Annotated in this window: 21 protein-coding genes; 6 read left to right on the top strand and 15 right to left on the bottom strand. The window is 27.5% G+C overall.

Features of this window, described 5'->3' with window-relative positions; all coding sequences use genetic code 11:
* Positions 1-72: 72 nt before the first annotated feature.
* From uvrC to ACKU4C_RS04185, 6 genes are all read left to right on the top strand, one after another.
* Complete coding sequence (gene uvrC / locus ACKU4C_RS04210; protein WP_321314709.1) at positions 73-1,905, top strand: excinuclease ABC subunit UvrC; 1,833 nt, start codon at positions 73-75, stop codon at positions 1,903-1,905.
* A 4-nt stretch (positions 1,906-1,909) separates the two neighbouring features.
* Complete coding sequence (locus ACKU4C_RS04205; RefSeq protein ID WP_321314707.1) at positions 1,910-2,932, top strand: alanine racemase; 1,023 nt, start codon at positions 1,910-1,912, stop codon at positions 2,930-2,932.
* Positions 2,932-3,597 carry a tetratricopeptide repeat protein gene (locus ACKU4C_RS04200; RefSeq protein ID WP_321314706.1) on the top strand — a complete coding sequence of 222 codons (666 nt, stop codon included), beginning with the start codon at positions 2,932-2,934 and terminating at the stop codon, positions 3,595-3,597. Before ACKU4C_RS04205 ends, ACKU4C_RS04200 begins: the two co-directional genes overlap by 1 nt.
* Before the next feature lie 102 nt (positions 3,598-3,699).
* Positions 3,700-4,128 (top strand): RimK/LysX family protein, encoded by a 429-nt coding sequence (locus tag ACKU4C_RS04195; RefSeq protein ID WP_321314704.1) that lies wholly within the window; start codon positions 3,700-3,702, stop codon positions 4,126-4,128.
* Positions 4,129-5,070 (top strand): 30S ribosomal protein S6--L-glutamate ligase, encoded by a 942-nt coding sequence (gene rimK / locus ACKU4C_RS04190; protein WP_321314702.1) that lies wholly within the window; start codon positions 4,129-4,131, stop codon positions 5,068-5,070. It begins immediately after the preceding gene.
* A gap of 3 nt (positions 5,071-5,073) precedes the next feature.
* Positions 5,074-6,126, top strand: a complete 1,053-nt coding sequence (locus ACKU4C_RS04185; protein WP_321314700.1) for a succinylglutamate desuccinylase/aspartoacylase family protein — start codon at positions 5,074-5,076, stop codon at positions 6,124-6,126.
* A 9-nt stretch (positions 6,127-6,135) separates the two neighbouring features.
* Here the strand turns inward: ACKU4C_RS04185 and mgtE are convergent, their stop codons facing one another.
* The 15 genes from mgtE to ACKU4C_RS04110 all read right to left on the bottom strand — a co-directional run bounded on the left by mgtE (position 6,136) and on the right by ACKU4C_RS04110 (position 22,339).
* Positions 6,136-7,497 carry a magnesium transporter gene (mgtE, locus tag ACKU4C_RS04180; protein WP_321314698.1) on the bottom strand — a complete coding sequence of 454 codons (1,362 nt, stop codon included), beginning with the start codon at positions 7,495-7,497 and terminating at the stop codon, positions 6,136-6,138.
* 1 nt (position 7,498) lies between these two features.
* Positions 7,499-8,473: a zinc transporter ZntB gene (locus ACKU4C_RS04175; protein WP_321314697.1), complete on the bottom strand. Its 975-nt coding sequence runs from the start codon at positions 8,471-8,473 to the stop codon at positions 7,499-7,501.
* A gap of 9 nt (positions 8,474-8,482) precedes the next feature.
* Positions 8,483-9,226, bottom strand: a complete 744-nt coding sequence (locus ACKU4C_RS04170) for a sensor domain-containing diguanylate cyclase (protein ID WP_321315916.1) — start codon at positions 9,224-9,226, stop codon at positions 8,483-8,485.
* 29 nt (positions 9,227-9,255) lie between these two features.
* Positions 9,256-10,089, bottom strand: a complete 834-nt coding sequence (locus tag ACKU4C_RS04165; protein ID WP_321314695.1) for a hypothetical protein — start codon at positions 10,087-10,089, stop codon at positions 9,256-9,258.
* Between the two features lie 59 nt (positions 10,090-10,148).
* Positions 10,149-10,868, bottom strand: a complete 720-nt coding sequence (locus ACKU4C_RS04160) for a 2OG-Fe(II) oxygenase (RefSeq protein WP_321314694.1) — start codon at positions 10,866-10,868, stop codon at positions 10,149-10,151.
* A gap of 129 nt (positions 10,869-10,997) precedes the next feature.
* Entirely contained in the window at positions 10,998-11,759 is a 762-nt protein-coding gene (locus ACKU4C_RS04155; RefSeq protein ID WP_321315915.1) for a molybdopterin-binding protein, read from the bottom strand.
* Entirely contained in the window at positions 11,756-12,325 is a 570-nt protein-coding gene (locus tag ACKU4C_RS04150; RefSeq protein ID WP_321314693.1) for an adenylate kinase, read from the bottom strand. The genes ACKU4C_RS04155 and ACKU4C_RS04150 overlap by 4 nt, the downstream gene beginning before the upstream one ends.
* Positions 12,326-12,411: 86 nt before the next feature.
* A complete protein-coding gene (locus ACKU4C_RS04145; RefSeq protein WP_321314692.1) occupies positions 12,412-12,849 on the bottom strand; it encodes a hypothetical protein in 438 nt (145 codons plus the stop codon).
* Positions 12,846-13,256 (bottom strand): thioredoxin family protein, encoded by a 411-nt coding sequence (locus tag ACKU4C_RS04140; protein ID WP_321314690.1) that lies wholly within the window; start codon positions 13,254-13,256, stop codon positions 12,846-12,848. Before ACKU4C_RS04140 ends, ACKU4C_RS04145 begins: the two co-directional genes overlap by 4 nt.
* 9 nt (positions 13,257-13,265) lie before the next feature.
* Positions 13,266-14,996, bottom strand: coding sequence for a YgiQ family radical SAM protein (locus tag ACKU4C_RS04135; RefSeq protein WP_321314688.1), 1,731 nt, complete (start codon positions 14,994-14,996; stop codon positions 13,266-13,268).
* A 62-nt stretch (positions 14,997-15,058) separates the two neighbouring features.
* Entirely contained in the window at positions 15,059-17,647 is a 2,589-nt protein-coding gene (locus ACKU4C_RS04130) for a chemotaxis protein CheW (protein ID WP_321314685.1), read from the bottom strand.
* 281 nt (positions 17,648-17,928) lie between these two features.
* A complete protein-coding gene (locus ACKU4C_RS04125) occupies positions 17,929-18,726 on the bottom strand; it encodes a metal ABC transporter solute-binding protein, Zn/Mn family (protein WP_321314683.1) in 798 nt (265 codons plus the stop codon).
* 16 nt (positions 18,727-18,742) lie between these two features.
* On the bottom strand, positions 18,743-20,506 hold the full coding sequence (gene aspS / locus ACKU4C_RS04120; protein ID WP_321314682.1) for an aspartate--tRNA ligase: 1,764 nt from the start codon (positions 20,504-20,506) through the stop codon (positions 18,743-18,745).
* Positions 20,507-20,573: 67 nt separating this feature from the next.
* A complete protein-coding gene (locus ACKU4C_RS04115) occupies positions 20,574-21,677 on the bottom strand; it encodes a hypothetical protein (protein ID WP_321314680.1) in 1,104 nt (367 codons plus the stop codon).
* Positions 21,674-22,339: a uracil-DNA glycosylase gene (locus ACKU4C_RS04110; RefSeq protein WP_321314679.1), complete on the bottom strand. Its 666-nt coding sequence runs from the start codon at positions 22,337-22,339 to the stop codon at positions 21,674-21,676. The genes ACKU4C_RS04115 and ACKU4C_RS04110 overlap by 4 nt, the downstream gene beginning before the upstream one ends.
* Between the last annotated feature and the right edge of the window lie 3 nt (positions 22,340-22,342).

Here is a 22,342-nt window from a genome sequence, read left to right as displayed (position 1 = left end):
AATAATAAAAGCAAAAATTTAAATATTTTTTAAAGAAATGATTTTAAAAGATAATTTAGATAAAATTCCAAAATGAATTTAGAAGAGAAATTAAAACAACTACCAAATGAAGCTGGAGTTTATCAATATTTTGATGAAAAAGGTAAACTTTTATATATAGGAAAAGCAAAAATTTTAAAAAATAGAGTTAAATCTTATTTTAAATTTACTCCAAAACTACTACCAGCAGATAAACTAAGTCCACGTATATATAAAATGATAACAGAGGTTAAATCATTAGAATGGATAGTTGTACCAAATGAACATGATGCTTTAATTTTAGAAAATTCTCTTATAAAACAACTAAAACCAAAATACAATATATTACTTCGTGATGATAAAACATATCCTTATATTTATATAAATTTCAATGAAAACTTTCCAAGACTTGAAATTACAAGAAGAGTATTAAAAGAAAAAAATATTAAATATTTTGGTCCCTACTCTACTGGTGCTAGAGATATGCTAGATTCTATATATGAAATAGTTCCTTTAGTACAAAAAAAATCTTGTATCAAAGGTAAAGAAGCTTGTCTTTTTTATCAAATAAAAAAATGTTTTGCACCATGTGAAGGGAAAATTTCAAAAGAAGAGTATTCAAAATTAGTTGATAATGCTTTAAATTACATTTACAATAAAAATAAACTTATCTCCAAACTAACAAAAAAAATGGAAGAATATAGCAATGAGTTTAGATTTGAAGAAGCTATGAAATTAAGAGATAGGATAAAAACTATTGAAAAATCTCAAATACAAACTGGTATGGATTTAGCTACAAATGAAAATATTGATCTTTTCGCAATAAAAATAAAAGATACAAAAGCGGTACTAGTAAGAATGTTTTTTAGGGATGGGAAATTAGCTTCTAGTAATCACAACTATATAAAGCCAAATAAAGAAGATATTACTATCGATATACAAGAAGCTTACGAAAGAGCTATAATTAACTACTATGATAATGAAATCCCTGTTTTACCTGATGAGATTATCATTACAACAGAATTAGAAGAAAAAGATGAAATTGAAAACTTTATAAAAGAAAAATTCTCTAAAAAAATACCAATTATAACACCAAAAAGAGGAAAGAAAAAAGAGATTTTAAATGTCGCATTAGATAATTGTAATGAGCTATTAAGACTCTCTTCCGTAAAAGATACAAGCTCAGTATATTCACAATTAAAACAATTATTCAATCTTGATAAAGTTCCTAATAGATTTGAATGCTTTGATAATTCACATATGATGGGACAAGCTACTGTAGGAGCTATGGTAACATGGGAAGAGAAATTTGAAAAAGGTGATTTTAGACATTATAATCTAGAATCAAAAGATGAATACTCTCAAATGAGAGAAACTCTATTAAGAAGAGTAGAAAGTTTTGAAAAAAACCCCGCACCAGATATGTGGGTCATAGATGGAGGTGAAACTCTTCTTAAACTTGCAATTGATATTAGAAACTCATGTGGAGTAAATTTAGATATTGTAGCAATTGCAAAAGAGAAATTAGACTTTAAAGCTCATAGAGCAAAAGGTAGTGCAAAAGATATTATATTTTTTGAAAACAATGGTATAGTTGAAAAGTTAGATTTACTTCCTAGTGATAAACGTCTACAATTTATACAAAGATTAAGAGATGAGGCGCATAGATTTGCTATATCATTTCATAAAAAACAAAAAAGAAAAGAAGATACACAAATCTCTTTATTACAAATCAAAGGTATAGGTGAAGCAAAAATGAAAAAACTTCTTTTATATTTTGGAACATTTGAAAATATAAAAAACTCTTCTTTAGAAGAATTAAAAGATGTTCTAAACGAAAAAGATGCTATGCTTATAATAAATTATTTTAAAACTCTTGAAGGTTAAAACCTTGGCAAAAATCATTTTAAATAAATCAAACTATTTTCATAATCTAAAACTTGCTGAAGAAAAATTAGGTTCTAAAGATAAAATTGCAGTTGTATTAAAAGATAATGCATATGGACATGGACTTATAGAAGTTTCTACAATGGCAAAAGAATATGGAATAACTAAAGCTGTAGTAAGAACTATCGAAGAAGCAGAAAGAATTGAGACATTTTTTGAGCAAATCTTAATTTTAGCTGACACTGATATTCACACTTATTCACATACTTTTCACATAGCTGTAAATAGCCTTGAAGATATTGAAAGGTTACCCGAAAACACGAATGTTCATATAAAAGTTGATACAGGAATGCATAGAAATGGGATTTCAATAGAAAACCTAGAAGAGGCTATTCATGGGCTTTTAAGAAGAAAACTGAACTTAACTGGTGTTTTCACTCACTTTAGAAGTGCAGATGAATTATCATGTGAATTCTTTTGGCAAAGGTCAGTTTTTATACAAGCAAAAAATCTTATAAAGTCCTTATGTGAAAAACTTTTTATAACTATCCCTAAGTTTCATTCTGCTAATTCTTCAGCTTTATTTAGATTTAAGAATTACGAAGAGGATTTTGCTCGATTAGGAATAGCTCAATATGGATACTTAGAAACTAATTCAGTGTTTGATAATCCAAAATTAAAACCTGTCATGTCTCTTTGGGCAGAAAAAATTGTAACAAGAGAACTAAAGAAAAATCAAAAAGTTGGTTATGGTGGAAAATATTTAGCAAAAGAAAATATGAAAGTATCAACTTATAAAGTTGGTTATGGAGATGGATTTTTAAGATTAAATGCTAAAGACACATATTTTACACCAAAAGGTTATCAAATCTTGGGAAAAGTTTCTATGGATAACTTATCTATTAATTGTGAAGATGATGAAGTATGTATTTTTGATGATGTTAGAAGCTTAGCTAAAATACATGACACGATAACATATGAAATAACCACTACTTTAAATCCAAATATTCCAAAAGAGATTCGATAATGAAAACTTTATTTTTTCTACTTTTTATACTTAGTCACATGTATTCATATACCTTTGAGCAAGTAAAAGAGTTTGAGAAAAATAATAGCACATTAAAATCAATCTCTTTATACAAAAAACTAATTGAAAAAAATAACACCAATGCAATGTTTCATTTAGCAAAAATATATATTCAAGGTAAAGAGATACAAAAAAATATAAATGAAGCAAAAAAACTTTTAGAAAAGGCAAGTGAACTAAACCACAATAAATCATCTTATCTTTTAGGAAAACTTTATTTATCTAAAAAAACACATTTTCATAATTTAGCAAAAGCTTACAATAGTTTTGTAAAAGCAGCCAATAATGAATATGCCCCAGCACAAAATATGGTTGGACAATTTCTAGTAAATGGGATTGCCGTTGAAAAAGATTATAAATTAGCAGTAAAACTGTTTGAAAAAGCTTCTAAACAAAACTACATTGATGCACAATGTAATCTAGCTTTTATGTATGCAAGTGGAAAAGGTGTATTCCCAAACTTTGGTAGAGCTCATCAATTTGCCAAAAAAGGGAAAGAACTTGGCAATAAAAAATGTATAAAAGTTTGGAACGATTTTAATCTTGCAAAGTATCCAGAAGACAAAGGCTGGAAATTTAATTTCTATACTAATCCCGAAAACTAGTCATATTTAAAAAAACTACATTTTCTTTGTATTAATTCTTATATTTTTTACTATAATATACGTTACAGTTATTATATTAATTGAAATCTTTTGGGAATAAAAATGAAAGAAAAAAAAATTGTTGGAAGAAAAGAGATAATCTCTATTTTAGATTTAAATCTAATTGACTTAGATGCAAAAGTTGACACAGGAGCAGATTCAAATGCTTTACATTGTGATGATATTACAATTCATAATGATAGTGTAGAGTTTACCCTTTTAGATGAAGTTCATCCATCTTATCACGGGAAAAGGATGAAATTACCAATATATAAGATAAAAAAAGTTAAAAGTTCAAATGGACAAGTACAATTAAGGCCTTCTATAAAAGTTAGTGTTGAGTTTATGGGGAAACATTATAAAAGTGTTATTTCACTAACAAATAGAGCAGATATGAAGTTTCCAATGCTTATAGGAAGGCGTTTTTTAAATGATAGATTTTTAGTTGATGTTTCACAAGAATATATAAGTAAAAAGAAGAAGGAACTATAAATGTTAGTATATATTTTATCAAGAAATTCGGAATTGTATTCAACAAAAAGACTTGTTGAAGCAGCTGAGCAAAGAGAATGGGAAGTAAGAGTAATAGATTATTTAAAATGTAGTATTGAGATAATGAAAGGTGAACTAAAAATAAATTATTTAGGTAAAGAGTTACCAAAACCTGATGCAATTATTCCTAGAATTGGTGCAAGTAGAACTTTTTATGGTACGGCTATGGTTAGACACTTTGAGATGATGGATGTATTTAGTGTAACAGGAAGTTTAGCAATAAAAAGAAGTAGAGACAAATTAAGAAGTTTACAAATATTATCAAAAAATGGTGTTGATATGCCAAAAACTGTATTTGCATCAAATAAATCTAGTGCAAAAGATGTTATTGCTTTAAGTGGGGGAACACCATTAGTTTTAAAAATTCTTGAAGGTACTCAAGGAGTTGGAGTTGTACTAGTTGAAACACTTAAAGCAGCAAAATCAGTACTTGATGCTTTTTATGGTATGGATGTAAATCTACTTGTTCAAGAGTTTATTGAAGAAGCAGGTGGAGCAGATATTAGAGTATTTATTGTTGATGGCGAAGTTGTTGGAGCAATGAAAAGACAAGGTGCAGAAGGAGACTTTAGATCAAATCTACACCAAGGTGGAAGTGCAAGTGCACACAAACTAACTAGAAAAGAAAAAAGTACAGCTTTAGCAGCAGCAAAGGCTATGGGGCTTGGAGTTTGTGGAGTTGACATGATACCTTCATCAAGAGGTCCACTTGTTATGGAAGTTAACTCTTCTCCTGGACTAGAGGGTATAGAGAAATCAACAAATATTGACATTGCAGGTAAAATCATGGACTTTATCGAAAAGAATGCTTCACCTGAAGTTGATGATGAAGAGAAACCAAAAAGAAAAAGAAGAATAAAAAAAGATAATATTGGAGCATAAAACTTGGATAAAAGTAATGATAAATTTATATTGTCTGGTAAAGAGATTGAAAAAGGTACTATAACTACTTTACATATTGAACTTCCAAAACTTTATCAAACTCCAGCAACTCTTCCTATAAAAATTATTAGAGGGAAGAGAACTGGTCCAACTATATTTATAAGTGCAGCTATTCATGGAGATGAATTAAATGGTATAGAGATTATTAGAAGATTTAAAAAATTAAATATCCTAAAAAGAGTCAAAGGAACAATAATATTAATCCCAATAGTAAATATATATGGGGTTATGACCTTGTCAAGATATATGCCAGATAGGAGAGATTTAAATAGGTCTTTTCCTGGTACAAAAAAAGGTTCTCTAGCAAGTCGCGTTGCAAAAACTTTTTTTGATGAAATTGTTAAAAAATGTGATTTTGGAATTGATCTACATACTGCATCTATTCACAAATCTAATCTTCCTCAAATAAGAGCAAATATAAATGATGAATTTACTTTTAAATTGGCAAAAGCTTTTGAAGCTCCTGTAATTCTTCACTCTGAATTAAGAGATGGTTCATTAAGAGAAGCAGCTCAAGAGGATGATATCCCTATTCTTCTTTATGAAGCAGGGGAAGCACTAAGATTTGATGAAACTTCTATTAGAATAGGAGTAAAAGGTATTGTAAATGTTTTAAGAGAATTGGAAATGATACCTAAAACAACTGTAAAAAGAAAAAGACTTCCAATAATTACAAAAAGCAGTCAATGGATTAGAGCAACAGAGAGTGGAATTTTAAGAACTATTAAAAGACTTGGTGAAACGGTACATGAAAATGAGATAATTGCTTATATTGACGACACTTTAGATGATGAGAGTTTTGAAATTAAAGCACAATTTGATGGAGTTATTATCGGTAAATCTGAGATACCTCTTGTACAAGAAGGGGATGCTATTTTCCATATTGCAAAATTTAAGAACCTAGAAACTGCCGAAAATAAAATTGAATACTTTAATGAAAATGCTATTGAAAATAGTGAATTTATAGAATTAAATAAAGAAGAGATTATCGAATAATCTTTTCTTCTACAATAAAATTACTGTTGCTAGTCCTAAGAAACTAAAAAAACCAACTACATCTGTTACTGTTGTTAAAATCACTGTTGAACCAATAGCTGGGTCAATATCAAATTTTTCTAAAAGTATAGGTATAACTGCACCAAAAAAACCTGCACCCAAGAGATTTATTACCATCGATAAAGCAATTACTAATCCTAAAAGAGGAATTTTAAACCAAAAAAATGCGATAAAACCTATGATAAAAGCAAAAATAAATCCATTTGCTAAAGAGATTAAAACCTCTTTACTTATAGTTTTTTTAGCATCTTCATAACTAATCTCACCCAAAGCCATCTGTCTTACTGTTACTGTTAATGTTTGTGTTCCTGCATTTCCACCCATTGATGCAACAATTGGCATTAAAACTGCAAGTGCCACTAAAGATTGTATAGTTGCATCAAATAAGCCTATAACAATTGAAGCTAAAATAGCTGTAATTAAGTTTATTCCTAACCATATTGCTCTTTTTCTACCAATTAAATATATACTCTCTTCGTGTTCTGCATCATCATTAACCCCTGCTAAAGAGTATAATTGTTTGGTATCTTGTTCTTGAATAACATCATGAATATCATCATGAGTAATTCTTCCCAATAATTTTCCATTATCATCAACAATAGCTAAAGCACTTAAATTATAGTGGGTGAACATCTCAACAACTTCACTTATATCACTTTTATGACTTGAAGAATAGTTTGTTATTTTATCTTCAGGTATTTCATTGAATTTTTGTTCTTTTTCATAAAGAATTAACTCTTCTAATCCCAGTCCACCTATTAGCTTTCCATTTTTATCAACTAAGAAAACATGGAAAATATTATCTAATAAATCATCTTCTTTTAATTTTTTTAATCTTTTTATTGCTGTTCCTATATCTTCATCCAAAGTTGCACTAAACAACTCACTTTGCATATATGAACCAGCTTCATCATCTTCATAAGAGTTTAATCTTTCAATTATCTTTTTATCTTTATCATCAAGTTTTGATAAAATTGTTTGTGCTAATTCTTCATCTTTTTGTGAAATATTATAAATAAGTTCAGAAGCATCATCACTATCCATTTTTGATGTAATATTTGCAATTTTCTTATCACTTATAACCTCTGTAATCTCTTCTTGGATATAACTAGGCATTTCACAAAGCATCTCTGCAAAAAGTTCACTTGGAATCTTCTTACAAATATACTCATACTCTTTTTCATCTAAATCTCTTAACTTTTCTAACTCTTTTGCTAAATCATAAGGGTGTACTTCAGAGTTACCTGCTTTATAATCCTCAATAGCTTCTAATAATAAATCTTTCACATCTTTAACTTTTAACTCATCCATATTAAATCCATTTAAATTTTTTTAATAAATAGTATTGTAGTACACCCATCACTAATAAAAACACAGTAAAAATCATAAAAGAGTTTGTATTTTCAGCTCCTGGAATTCCTCCTACATTTATACCCAAAAGACCTGTTAAAAATCCAAGTGGTAAAAATATTGCAGAAATAATAGATAAAAGATACATTCTTTTATTCATCTGTTCAGTAACCTTATTTGTCAATTCATCTTGAACTAAAGCAACTTTATCATTAATTGAATCTAACTCTTCTACATATCTTATTAGTTGGTCATTTATCTCTCTTAATTGAATCTTATCATAATCATTTATCCATGAAATCTTCGCATGATACAAAGTATATATAGCTTCTCTTTGAGGAGATAGATATCTTCTTAAAGCAATAGCTTCTCTTCTAATAGTTGAAATTTTTGTTCTAAGTTCTAAACTATTTGATTCTATAACTAATTCCTCAATCTCTGAAGCATTATCTTGAATATTGTCAATTGTCCCTTCCATTCTACAAGTTAACCTATCTGCAATAGCAACTAAAAACTCTGAACTATTTATAGGTCCTTTGTTATGATTTAGACTATTAACAATATCTTTTACAGATAATAAATCTCTTTTTTTTGTACTGATAATTAGATTTTCACTTATATATAACCTAATAGAAATCATATCCTCAGGGTCAGAATTAGGATTAAGATTTACTCCCCTTAATGCAATTAAAATATTTTCATCAAGAATTGTTGTTCTTGGTCTTGTTTCATCTGTTAATAAAGCTTCAACAGCAATAGGGTCAATTCCACTGTATTCTGCTATCCATTCATTTGCTTCAGAACTTGAATAAACAAAATGTACCCATAATAATAAACCATCATCATATTCATAATTTTTTAAGTGTTCATAAGAGATCTCTTTTGCTGAACCTTTTTTATCAAATACTAATGCATGAACTAAACCCTTTTGACTCATCTATTTTCCTTATAAAAATTCAACTCTATTTTTACCAAGCTTTTTTGCTTTATATAGGGCTTCATCTGCTCTTTTTATCAAAGTATCTATAGTATCTTTTTCATTTACTGTTGCGACACCAAAACTTGCAGTTTTTTGTCCAATATCAGTAAAAGTATAATTTTCTAGTTCTGTTCTTGCTTTTTGAGCTAAAACTTGAACTCCTTCTACATCAGTGTAAGGACAGATTATAAGAAATTCTTCTCCACCCCATCTACAAAAGCTATCTACATCTCTGATAGTTTTATTTATAACATTTGTAAACTCAATTAACACTCTATCACCTTGATTGTGTCCATATAAATCATTCACTGATTTAAAATCATCTAAATCAATAAAAATTAAACTAAATGGTTCTTTAAATCTTCTCCATACAGTAAATTGATAATCAATTATTTCATTAAATTTTCGTCTATTATAAATACCTAATAAAGAATCGGTTAAAGACAACTCCTCAACAAGCTTTTTATCTGTTATATCAAACCTAACAGATTGATACCCCATAACTTCACCAAAAGCATCATATATTGGCTCTATCTTTACATTTACCCAATAAAAATCCCCGTTTTTTTTCTTATTCTTTATTTCACCTGACCAGACTTCACCTCTTTTTATAGTTTTCCACAACTCTTCATATATAGAAGAGGACATATCAGGATGTCTAACAATGTTATGAGATTTTCCTATTAACTCTTTTTTACTATATCCACTAATTTTACAAAAAGCATCACTAGCATAAACAATTATCCCTTTAAGTTAGTTATCGAGATTAACACATATTTATCTACAGTTTCAACATAAGTATCAAGTCTCTTTTTCTGTTTTATAATCTTCATCATGCTAAGGATATTTGTATTAAACTCCTCTTTATCGACAGGAACAGTGATAAAATCTTTTACACCACTTTTATAAAATTTTCCTCTTATCTCTTTTAATTCCATTAAATCATTTTTATTTTGTGCACCTGAGAATACAACTGTATCTTTAAACTTAATATCTTGTTTTATCTCTCTACAAAGTTCTATACCACTTCCACCTTTTATACTCTCATCAATATATATTACTCTTAAATTATCTTCTTTACTTAATATACTTTTTGCTTCTTTCATTGAAGTTGCTAATAAAGGCTCAAATAATAACGAATTGAATATTTGTACGAGAGATTCCAATTTGTCAGCTTTTCTATTGTCATAACAGATTAAGACTTTTCTGCCATTAAAATACTCTAAACCTTGTAATAAATCTGCTAAATAAAACTTACCTGCATAGTTATTATTTATTACATAATCTATAATTGAATACTTTTCTAACTCTCCATATTTACTAGATGTAAGCTCTTCAACAGTAGCTATAGTAGGAATTTTTTTTTCTAAAACATATTCAACAATTTTTTTGCCATCATCATCTGTTTTTTCAAAATCTACAATTGCTGCAAAAAAGCTTTCATTTGTTAATTGTTCTAATACTTGTTCTAAGGATAAGGCTAAAATAAACTGAAATCTTCTGTCTTTTATTCTTTCTTGTAAAAAAGCTACTAACTTAATATCATTATCTGAAACTAGAATTTTATGTGTCAAGATTACACCTTTGTTAAGTATATAATATTAATCTATTATATCAAAAAAAAGGATAAGAGTTAAACAACTAAAGCATCATGCCATTGTACAATTGATAATCTATACCCCTCTTTTACTTTTAAAACTTCATGGGTAAAATAGGGGTTACTTAAAAAAAGTACCATATCTCCTGCTTCAGGCTTAAAATTTATTTGATTTCCATCTTTGTCATATAAATAATTAAATACTAATTCACCACCACTAAAAGTATTAAAAGAGGAATTATTATCATAAGAAGTTGCAAAAAGAACACTTGTCAGTTTCCTATTTGGTACAACACATTTAAATCCAATAAGTTTATCATTATCCATAATCATATTCGAATCGTCACTATGAGCAACATAAAAAGAATCTTTTTTATACTCTAAGACTTGTATTTTTGTACTTGTTGTAAGTGCGATATTAAAATATTGCTCTATTTTTGATTGATAAAGTTTAAACATTTTATTATAAAGAGTTCTATATTTTTTATCTAGTTTATAAATTTTTGTTTTTCTAATATTTTTATCAATATGATTTTCATAATTTTCAGATTTAACTTTTGCATCAATTGCATCATTGTCTTTTATTTTTGAATTAACAATCTCATCACAAATATCTTTTGAAAAAAAGTTTTTGATTACCAAAAATGGATAATCATGATAAGGATTAGGAAGTAGTTTTGTTTCAATGTCAAGTGAGTTTAAAAAACTATCACAATAAACATAATTGCTTATTTGTTCAAGCTGTTTTGGATTCATAATTACCTTCTAAAAAAAATTAAGAAAGGAATTATAAACCAAAATCTGGAAAATAATCTAAAAAAAATCTTAAATTCTTTTTAGATTAAAAAAAGCTCTATTTTATAGGAAATATTTAAAAGAAATTTATTATTTACTTATATCTTTAAGAAGATATTTTACAGAATTTTTTTCTAAAAAATCTACAAATTTTGAGAAATACTTATTAACAAGAGTTTCATCTATTCCATTTAAAGAGATTACTACCATCCTTTTTTCATCTATAATTTTAGGTAAAGAGGATAATTCAACTTCAACTGGCACTGTTTTCATAATATCTATCAAATCATTTTCTCCACAGTAAGCAGTTAACGATTTTCTATATTTTTGTAATCTATTTTTTTCATAATGTTTATCTAAAGCTTCAACAACCATTGATTGACTCATTGAAGGGAAACCTGGAGTAAAGAAAAATCTATCTTCTAAATAAAATCCCGGTACGTTATTTACTACATTTTTAAGAAGTTTTGCATTTATTGGAAGATGTGCCATATTCACTCTATGAGGATAAGCTTCATCTCCAAATTGATTTATTATTAACTCTTTTGATTTCTCATGGTATTCCATTTTCCCATCAGTAAAAACTTTTGCAGCTACTTGTCTTGTATAATCGTCTGGTGTAGCACCGATTCCACCATAAGAAAACATAACAGAGTTTTCATCAGCTTTAATAAGTTTATAGATATTTTCCATCAATTTTGTATCATCTTCAATTACAAAAGAAGCTTTATGTGTCCAACCTCTTTTTAATAATTGTTCATTTAAAAATGTAAAATGAGCATCTTTTCTTCGTCCGTTTAATAATTCTGTACCAATTATTACAGAATAAAAATTAACTTCTTTATTCATTATATTTTCGATTGGATAAATTGATCTATTTCAGAAACAATTTCCGCAATTGTTCTCTCACCATCAATTTTTTTCAAAATACCTTTATTTGAATAAAATTCTTGAATATCTTTTAGTGGTTCAGTATAAACATTCATTCTGTTATTAAAGACCTCAACATTGTCATCTGCACCTCTTGCACGACCTAAAACTCTATTTCTTGCAACCTCTTCAGAAACTACCACTTCTATAGTATTAACTAATTCAACTTCTGTTTCTGTTTCTAAATATTTATTTAATTCTGTCATTTGTTCAACACTTCTTGGATAACCATCAATTATAACAATATCTGTTGGAGCACTTTTTATAGCACTTAATATTGTTTCAATAGCAATGTCAATTGGTACAAGATTTCCTTTTGATACACAAGACTCAATTACTGCACCTCTTTGTGAGCCACTAGCAATCTCAGCTCTAAACATATCTCCAGTTGAATAATGTGTGATTTTTTTATGTTTCTCAGCAATCAATTCTGCATCAGTAGTCTTTCCAGAACCAGGGGCTCCAATGATTAAAAAAAGCTTTTTCATTTATAATATCCTTGCCAATTGTCTTCATGTGTGTTAAAAAAAGATTGACATTTTATCTAAAAATATCTATAACTTAAATAAGACAATTAATTTTCAGCTTTATACTGTTCGATAAAATCCTCAAGTAAATAGTCAACTACAGATTCATAAATATCATTTTCTAAATCTTCTGCTTCAAAACTATCATCTTTTTTATATGTTATGGCTAAAGCTTCAACAGAGGTATCTCTAGCAGGCAAAACATCTTCAGAAATAAATATTGAAGTTTGGACAAATTCAACATCTTTTATCTTGTTTATCTTTATTTTTACAAGAAAATTAATATATTTATCTGTAGTAGTTTTTATACCAAGTTTTTCAAGTTTATTTTTTATATTTGTTTCAAGTTTATTTTCAAGCTCTTTTGAAATATTTTCTTTTTTATTTAATATTTTTATATTAAGCTCTTTTACATTTTCAAGATTAAATGGAGTTATACCAAATGAGTAAACAACAACTGTAAACAGCAAAATCAACTTTTTCATTTACTACTTGCCTCTTTTAAAATATAATAGAACTCTTTTTTATTTTTATAACCTAATACTTTTGAAACAATCTCTTCATTTTTATTTATAAAATAAGTTGTAGGAAACACTTTTGCTTGGAATTTTTTAGGATAATTATTTGATGCTTCATCAACAATTAATGGGATAAAATCTCTTTTTATCAAAGAAGCAATATTTGATTTTTTTAAAGTTTGTTTTTCCATTTTTCTACACCAAGGACAAGAATCTTGAACAATAAACATCATTATAGATTTATTCTCTTTTTTAGCTTTTATTAAAGCTTTAGAATAAGTTGTTTCATAAGCTAATTCATTAACTAAATCTTCTGAAATAGCAAATAGATTTGTACAAATAAGTACAAACAATGATAATAAAACTTTTCTCATATTTTTTCCTTAACTTTGCATTCCTGCACTTGATTTATTACGTCTTTGATAATACTTCTTGTCGATTACTATATTTTTTTGTTTCTCTTTTCTAACTCTATCTTTTTCAACATATATTTTTTTTCTTGTAACTGGATCTAACTCTGTATAATACATAACAGAAGAGTAAGTTCCAGGTGTTGGAGTGAAGACCTGTGCTTGTTCAGGATTCATTTTCAATTCATGGGTTGTAAACTGCTTCAACTCATGCATATCTTTCTCTTCACATCCAGGATGAGCTGCAATTAAATAATATGTTAAAAACTGTTTTTTCCCAGCTTCTTTATTTAGTCTATCATACATTTTTTTAAACTCTATTAAGGGCTGTTTCCCTGGTTTTCCCATAAGTTTTAGAACTCTATCAGAGGTGTGTTCAGGGGCAACTTTCATTTGTCCACTAATATGATGATTTACTAACTCTTTTAAATACTCATATCCATGCTTTTTATCGGCTGGGATAAAATCATACCTCAAACCAGAAGCAACAAAAGCTTTTTTTACACCCGGTACTTGTCTAATATCTCTTAAAAGCTTAAGGTGTCTACTATGGTCAACTTTCATAACTTTACAAAGTCTATCATAATCAACACATCTTATATCATCACAAGTACCTTTTTTAAGTTTTTTACCACATTCATATCCATACATATTTGCTGTTGGTCCACCAACGTCAGAAATAATACCTTTAAAACTTTTATCTTTTGTAAACTCTTTTGCTTCCCAAAGAATATTCTTTTCACTTCTTGTACGTATTGTTCTTCCTTGATGAACACCAATAGCACAGAAGTTACACTCACCCCAACACCCATGGTGAGTTTGAATAGAAAACTTAACAGTTTCTAAACATTTTACTTTTCCTTGAGGTTTATGATATGGATGTAAATCCCTTTCATATTTATATGAAGCAACTTCATCCATCTCATTTTCATCTAAATAATCACATGGAGGATTTTGAATAGCATATCTTGTATCTACTTTTTGGCAAAGACCTTTTGCATTTATTGGGTCATTGTTTTTATAGAAATCATCAAAAAGATCTATATATTTTTCTTTATCTTTTAAACACTCATCATGGCTAGGAAGTTGGATATAATCTTCAACTGGCTCTTTAGAAATATAACAAACTCCTCGAACTTTTTTTGGATCTAATCCTTTATCTAAAGCTGTAGTGAATTCTCTAATTGCCATCTCACCCATACCATAAATAAGATAATCAGCTTTTGCATCAAAAAGTACAGGTTTTCGTAATTTGTTTGACCAAAAGTCATAATGGGTAACTCTTCTTAAACTAGCCTCAATACCACCTAAAACTATTGGTGCAGTATCTTTATAATGTCTTCTAATAAGATTTGTATATACTAATGTTGCCCTATCAGGTCTTTTGTCATTTGTTCCACCAGGAGTATAATCATCTATATTTCTAAATTTTTTTGTAGCGGTATAGTTTGATACCATTGAATCAATACTTCCACCACTAACTCCCCAGTAAAGTCTAGGTTCTCCTAATCTTTTTATATCATCATTTCTTACATCTGGCTGTCCAATAATCCCAACTTTGAAGCCTAATGCTTCTAGGATTCTTCCAACAACAGCAACTCCAATAAAAGGAGAATCTATATAAGCATCTCCTGATACTAAAATCACATCACATTGGCTCCAGCCTCTTTTATTCATCTCTTCTTTTGTTGTAGGTAAAAACATTCTTTATCTTTAAAATTTTTTTTCAATTTTATCTAAAATGTTTTAACCTATTATATAAATTTCTAATTAGTTGAATCTCTTTGTGTTAAATTGTTATCTATTTTTTTAATATCTAAAATCATTGCAACTTCAGGTTCATCCAAATCATCAATCTCAACTATACTTTCTATTAAAGCCCCTGCCCCTAGAAAATGGCTTTGAATTTGTTGAATTGATTTTGACTCCACTAAAGATATACTCTCTAAAGAGGATACGAGTATTCCAATACAATGCTCTTTATTATCTTTGTCATATTCTAAAAGTATAATTGTTTTTAACTCTTCGTCTTTAATCTCTTCATTTATAAAACTTCTAATATCTAATACAGAAATAAGTCTATCTTTATGTAAAACCATACCTTTAAAAGGATTTTTCTTATCCATATCGATAGATTTTTCTAGTTTTTCAATACCAATTGATTCTATTACATTTTTTGCATGAACTGCTAAAAATTTTTTACCTAATCTAAAAGTTGCTAACTCTACACTATTTGAATCTAATGATTTTTTCAAAATATTATTATTTATAAATTTTTTTCTTTTTATTTTAGATAATCCATTTAAACACTTTTTCCCAATATAGATAAAAACTAAACAAAAAACATCGTTTTCATAATCATCTTCACTACTTTTATATTCTCTATATCCTTTTGAGCATCTAACTCCTAAAGCATAGTATTTATTATCTATTTCAATAATTTCACTTAATTTTTCATTGTTTTTCAATTTGAAAAACTTATCATCTATATTTATCTTTGAATTTATACTAAGCTCTTTATTTGTTGAGGAGATAACATTTTTATCTCTATTGGCAAATATTGCAAAAACAGTTGAATTATCACTTGGTAAAGACTCTTCTAGCATCGCATGAAATTGAGGAGTAGAATCAAAAACTATTGCTATTCCACCATTTATCTTTGAATCATCTTCAAAAGATCTAATTGCACTACAATATACATAAGTTGATTCATTATTATAAAGATTTGTTTTTTCAAAATCGGATACACAATACTTTTGTGTATTTTTTAAATTCAAAGTATTTTCAACCCAAGGAGTAGAAAGAACTTTTCCTATCAAATGTTTCTCTTTATCATTAGAAACTGCAATAATTTTCCCATCTTTATCAAATACAAGTAGATTTGTATATACTGTATAAAGGTCATTTATATATTTTAATATAGATGAAATTTGCTCCTCTTTTTGCTCTAGTGTATCTCTATCATCTAATGCTTTTCTAAAATATGTAGTTAATGCCCACCATCTACAATCATTTGCTCTTTCATATAGATTTCTATCCATAATATCTATAGCTAGAGATGATAAAAACTCACTATCTTTTAAAATAGAATTAATAATTGTTCTATTCAGATTATTTAAAGATGAATTTGCTTTTAATCCAGTTACACCAATCTCTGATAATAAAGATTTGGAAAACTCTCTATTTGATGAATTTATTTTACTTTGAGCAACATTTCCATTCCAAATCACCCTACTTAGATTATCTTGGATATTTTTACTTTTGTTAAATACCTCTTTTAAATCCTTTGAAAAGTGTTGTTCATTATTCATCATAGCTTCAATTATATTATCATCAACAACTTTTTTAGTATTTGATTCTTCACTTAAAAATGCATATTCTAAAGGTATCATAATATGTCCATACCATTTTAGACCATTAAAACCTTGATAACCATTTGTTAGACAAGATTTTGATATAAAATCTCTACCCGCAAAAGATACAATCTTATATTTGGAATCTATAATAATCTCTTGCTTAGAGTTTAAAGGGATACAATCTTCATCGCTTGAAGCAATTACATATCCATCTTCATCAAGTAAAGTTATTGTTTCTTTGTTTTTTTTATCAACAAGATTATTGAAAATTCCTTTCATCTCATCTGTAAATTTGAAACAAAGACACAATACACCAAGCGATTCAGAATTAAAATCATTGGTTCTTGTAACTTTATATGAATAAACTAAAGATTTGTTATATTGTGGTAAGAAGTTGTGCGCTCCATATGTTTCAATATACTCTTCACTTGTATTTAAAACTTTATTGATAAAATTTAAATCAATATTTTCTATATTTATATTTTCATCTAATCTTGCAACTACTTTCCCCTTAGTATCTGCAAGAACAATATCATAATACACAGAATATTTTTTCACATATTCCAAAAATCTTTTTTGTATCCCCTTTTTTAAAACTGTACTCTCTTTATTGTATTTTGAAACATAATGCAGTAAAAAATCTCTAATATCGTCATCTGTAGCTAAAAAGCCAATATCTGCCGTACGCTCAAATAGATTTCTAATTACTATATCAATTGCAACTTGTGCTTTAAAACCCATCTCAGCAGTAACTTTTTTAACAGTTTCATCACTTAAATGATTTAATAATGTAGTAGTAAGATTTAAAAAATTTTCTTTTGTTTTTCCTATATCTATATTGATATCACCCAACTGCCCTAATAATGCAAATATATCCCAAGATGAGCTAAGTCTTCCCAATTCTTCCCTATACTTATCTACATCTTCAATATGTTTTATTATTGGATAAAGCTCTTTTTTTACCTTTATCCCTTTATAATCCATTAAATTTCTTGACATTTAATACTCCCTTTATAGTATTTGAATATTACTACAAAATCAAAAAATAATTTTATATTATCTGTATAAAATATACACAACTATATATTTTTATATACTTTCTTATTATTGCATAGTGAGTTATAGTTAAATGAATAGATTAATCAAATGTCGATAGATAGGGATTTGGATTTTTTTAATATAATTGTTTTATATAATTATTATGGAATTAATATGTAATTTTATTGGTAATATTTTTTTCATTATAAAATATACTTTTGAAAAATAATTTTAAGCCAATGTTAAAAATTCTCTATACCTCTTAAAATTGTATAAAGATTTACTTTCCAATGTCTAGTATAAATATTATATTCTATAATCTTGCCATCTATATAACCTTTAAAGGATTGGGCAACTCTAAAATCTGCCTCGTTTGAAATCAAAATATGTTTAATATTTTCTTTTCTTACAAACTTTAGTAAAGAAGAAACTTCATCAATATGTAACATTCTATATTCACGATGGTAATTATTTATTCTAAATCTATTTGTAAAATAGTCTAATTCATTATTAAATGAAAAAATACCATAAAGTTCACTTTCATCAAGCCTTTTTTTAATATCTAAATATGTTTCATCTAATTCATTTAAAAAATTCTCATAGTTTACTTTATAAATATCTTTGTCATATGGTCTAATTTTAATAATAGCCTCATATATATTTTTTGCAATATCTCTTGCAGATATAGGGTCTAACCAGATATAAGGATTAAATTTCCCATTTTTTAGTTTTAAAAAAAGAAGAGATTCACTCATATTAAAAACTTTTAAATTTGGATTTCTCTTTTTAAAATAATCTTCTATAGTTTTCTCTTCATCTAATCCAAAATTAAAATAGTAATGACTTGTTGCAAACTTTTTAGTCTCTTCTAAATTATCAAGATTAAACTTTGTTGCACTTTGTTCAATTACTCTTATATAAACAGTTTTATCTGCAATTTTTTTTAAAAAGAAGGCTTCAATTGGATAAGTTACAGTTACAGCCGTCATAGAGAAAGCTGATGAGAAGAAAAGCAATAATATGAAAAAAATTTTAAACATATTATTGCCTATATTTTTATGCCTCGATTTTTCTTATTCTAAGGCTTAATTCTTTTAATTGGTCAGTATCAACAGCAGATGGGGCATCTGTAAGAAGACATTGAGCTCTTTGCGTTTTAGGGAAAGCAATTACATCTCTAATAGAATCAGTTCCAGCTAAAAGCATAATTAATCTATCAAATCCCATTGCAAATCCACCATGGCTTGGTGCACCATATTTAAGTGCATCTAATAAGAATCCAAATTTTTCTTGTGCATCTTCATCTGAAATTCCCATAAGTTTGAATACTTTTGATTGAATCTCTTCTTTATGAATTCTGATTGAACCACCACCAAGCTCAGTTCCATTTAATACAATATCGTATGCAATAGATTCAATATCTTCTATATCTTCAATATTATCTAAATCACATTTTTCTAAATTTGGCATTGTAAATGGATGGTGTAACGCTTTTGTTCTTCCATCTTCAACTTCAAACATTGGGAAATCAACAACCCAAACAAACTCAAAAGTATCACTAGGGATAATATCCATTTGCTCTGCAAGGTATAATCTAAATCTTCCCATATAATCACATACAGTTTTTTTATCCCCTGCTCCAAAGAATACTACATCACCAACTTCAAGAGAAGTCAATTTTATAATCTCTTCTAAATCAGCCTCAGAGAAGAATTTAGTAAGTGGTCCTTTTAGACCATCTTCTTTCATTTGGAAGTAACCAAGACCTTTAGCTCCAAATTTTCTAACGTAATCTTCAAAACCTTTCATTTGTCTTTTAGAAAAAATATTATCTCCATTTGGACATTTTAAAGCTTTAATTCTATTATTTTTTGTATCTTTTGCAATTGAAGCAAAAATCTCATTTGTTGAGTTAGCAAAAACATCAATTACATCCACCATAGCCATATCAAATCTTAAATCAGGTTTATCAGAACCATATTTTTCCATAGCTTCTTTATATGTAATTCTAGGGAAAGTAGTAGGAACATCTTTTCCACAAGCTTTAAATGTATCATGAATAAGTTTTTCAGCTACTTGAATAACATCTTCTTGTGTACAAAAACTCATCTCAACATCTATTTGAGTAAACTCTGGCTGTCTATCTGCTCTTAAATCTTCATCTCTAAAACATTTAGCGATTTGAAAATATTTATCAAAACCAGATACCATTAATAATTGTTTAAATAATTGTGGTGATTGTGGTAATGCATAAAATTCACCTGGATGAACTCTACTTGGAACAAGATAATCTCTAGCACCTTCTGGAGTAGATTTAGTTAAAATTGGAGTTTCAACATCTAAAAACCCTAATTCATTTAAACAGTTTCTTACTGCAATATTTGCAGTACTTCTTAGTTTGAAAATATCATATGATCTTTTTGTTCTAAGTTCTAAAAATCTATTTTTTAATCTAATCTCTTCATTTACTTTTTCATCACCTAATTCAAAAGGCATAGGTTTAGATCTGTTTTCTATAGTTAATGATTCTACTACAATCTCAATCTTTCCTGTAATAAGATTTGGGTTTTCTAAACCTTCACCTCTTTCTCTTACTTTACCTTTTGCAATAAGAACAAATTCATCTCTAACACTATCAGCCACTTCCCAGGCTTCTTTATTATCAGCAGGGTCACAAACTAATTGAACTAGTCCCCCTCTATCTCTTAAATCAATAAAAATAATTCCACCATGGTCTCTTCTACTGTTTACCCATCCAGCAACAGTAACAATTTCACCAATATTTTTCTCAGTTACTTCAGTACAATAATGCGTTCTCAATTCCTACTCCATCTTTTATTTCTTTTACTTTTTTACTTAAAATTTCGCGATTATACCTAAATATGACTTAATTTGCTAGTACTTTTTCAAAGCCATAAATAGTACCTTTATATAAAGTCTGTTCATAATCAGCTTGATTTTCAATAATTTTTGTTTTAATTAATTCTGATTCATTTTCATTAATAAAATAATTTGCACCAATAAGTGCTGAATAATCAACCCATTCGTAGGCTACATTTGAACCTAAAAGTTTAGTATAATCTTCTATAAAACTATCAATTTTACTAATTGAGCTTACAACATAAAAATTTTCTCTATCTTTTGGCTGAGTTAGTTTTATTAATAAAGGATTATAGTTTAATTGTGTTGATAAAACTTTTTCAGGTTCGACCTCAAATGCTGTAAGTTGTGATAATATGATAGATGACTTAACAATTGGAGTATTTAATATTATTGTACTTCCAATAATTCTTTGATCATCCATTATATATTTATATCTATTGTTTGTTCTTTCAATCTCTTTTATTACACCCGAATTTAAAAACGTTTTTTCATAAATATTCTTTAATTTACTTCCTAAATAAGACTTAACATAAAACATAGTATTTTTTTCACTAGTTAAACTTTGTAAAAGGTTTAATTGTTCCTCATAAGAGATTCCACCAAAAATAAAATTTTGATTGTATGTTATAACTTCAGCTTTATTTATTAATGGAAAATAAAACTTAATATCATCTATATCTAATGATTGATTTAAAACATCAAAACCATCTTTTGTGAACATAGTTATAACTTTTGTAAAATCTTTTTGTTTTATAAGCTCTAATTGTGCAGCGATATTTATAGGGTTTTCATTATAAGTATCAAAGGCTTCTAAGTGAAATTTTTCATTATTGTATATTAAAAATGCACTAATTGTATTTATAGTTGAATTAGCATATCTACCTACTTTAGAAGAAGGATAAAGAATTGCTATTTTTTTAATATCAGACTCTAAAACTTCAGTTTCCTCTACTACTGGTTCACTTGTCTCTTCTATCTCTTGTTTTTTCTCTTCTTGAACTGTTTTAACTACTTTTTCTTTTTTTATTGTTGGAAATTTAAATTCATTTTTACTTGAACAACCAATAAATAATAATGATACAAAAACAATTAATAATAAATTTTTCAATTTGACTCCAAAGTTGATTTAATTTTTAGCATATCATAATATGCTTCTTTCTTCGAAGATGGATTTCTTAGAAGATAACTAACACTAAATGTTGGTAAAACACTATAAGTTTTATAATTTATAAACTGCCCTCTTATTTGATTAAAAGGAACTACATCGGAACATAAAAAGTTATATGCTTTTTCACCAAGTGTAACTATTAACTTAGGATTTACCAATTCTATCTCTTTAAATAGATATGCACTACAACTACTAAAATGTGATGCATTCATTCCACTTAAACTTTTACACTTAACTAAACTTGTAATATAAATATCTTCTTTTTTTAAAGGCAAAACATTTTCAATCATTTTAGTTAATTGCTCACCATTTTTACCAGCATAATGACTTTTTAATTCATCCTCTGTTGCAGTTGGTTCATCTGTAATCAACATCAAAGATGCATTTTGATTTCCCTCACCAAAAAGAGCATGTTTTCTTACTTTTGATAATTCACATAAATAACAATTTTCAACTAATGATTTTAATTCATTAAAATTATTAGGCAAAGAATCAGAACTTAATTCTTTATTGTTAATTTCAATAATTTCATGATAACTATATCCAATAGATTTCAAAAAATTTAGGTTGTATAAAACTCTTTTTTTTACCGATTTTGTCATATG

It is taken from the genome of Halarcobacter sp. (assembly GCF_963676935.1).
In the GTDB taxonomy this organism is placed as follows: Bacteria; Campylobacterota; Campylobacteria; order Campylobacterales; family Arcobacteraceae; genus Halarcobacter.
This window is presented reverse-complemented; position numbering and strand designations above follow the sequence as displayed.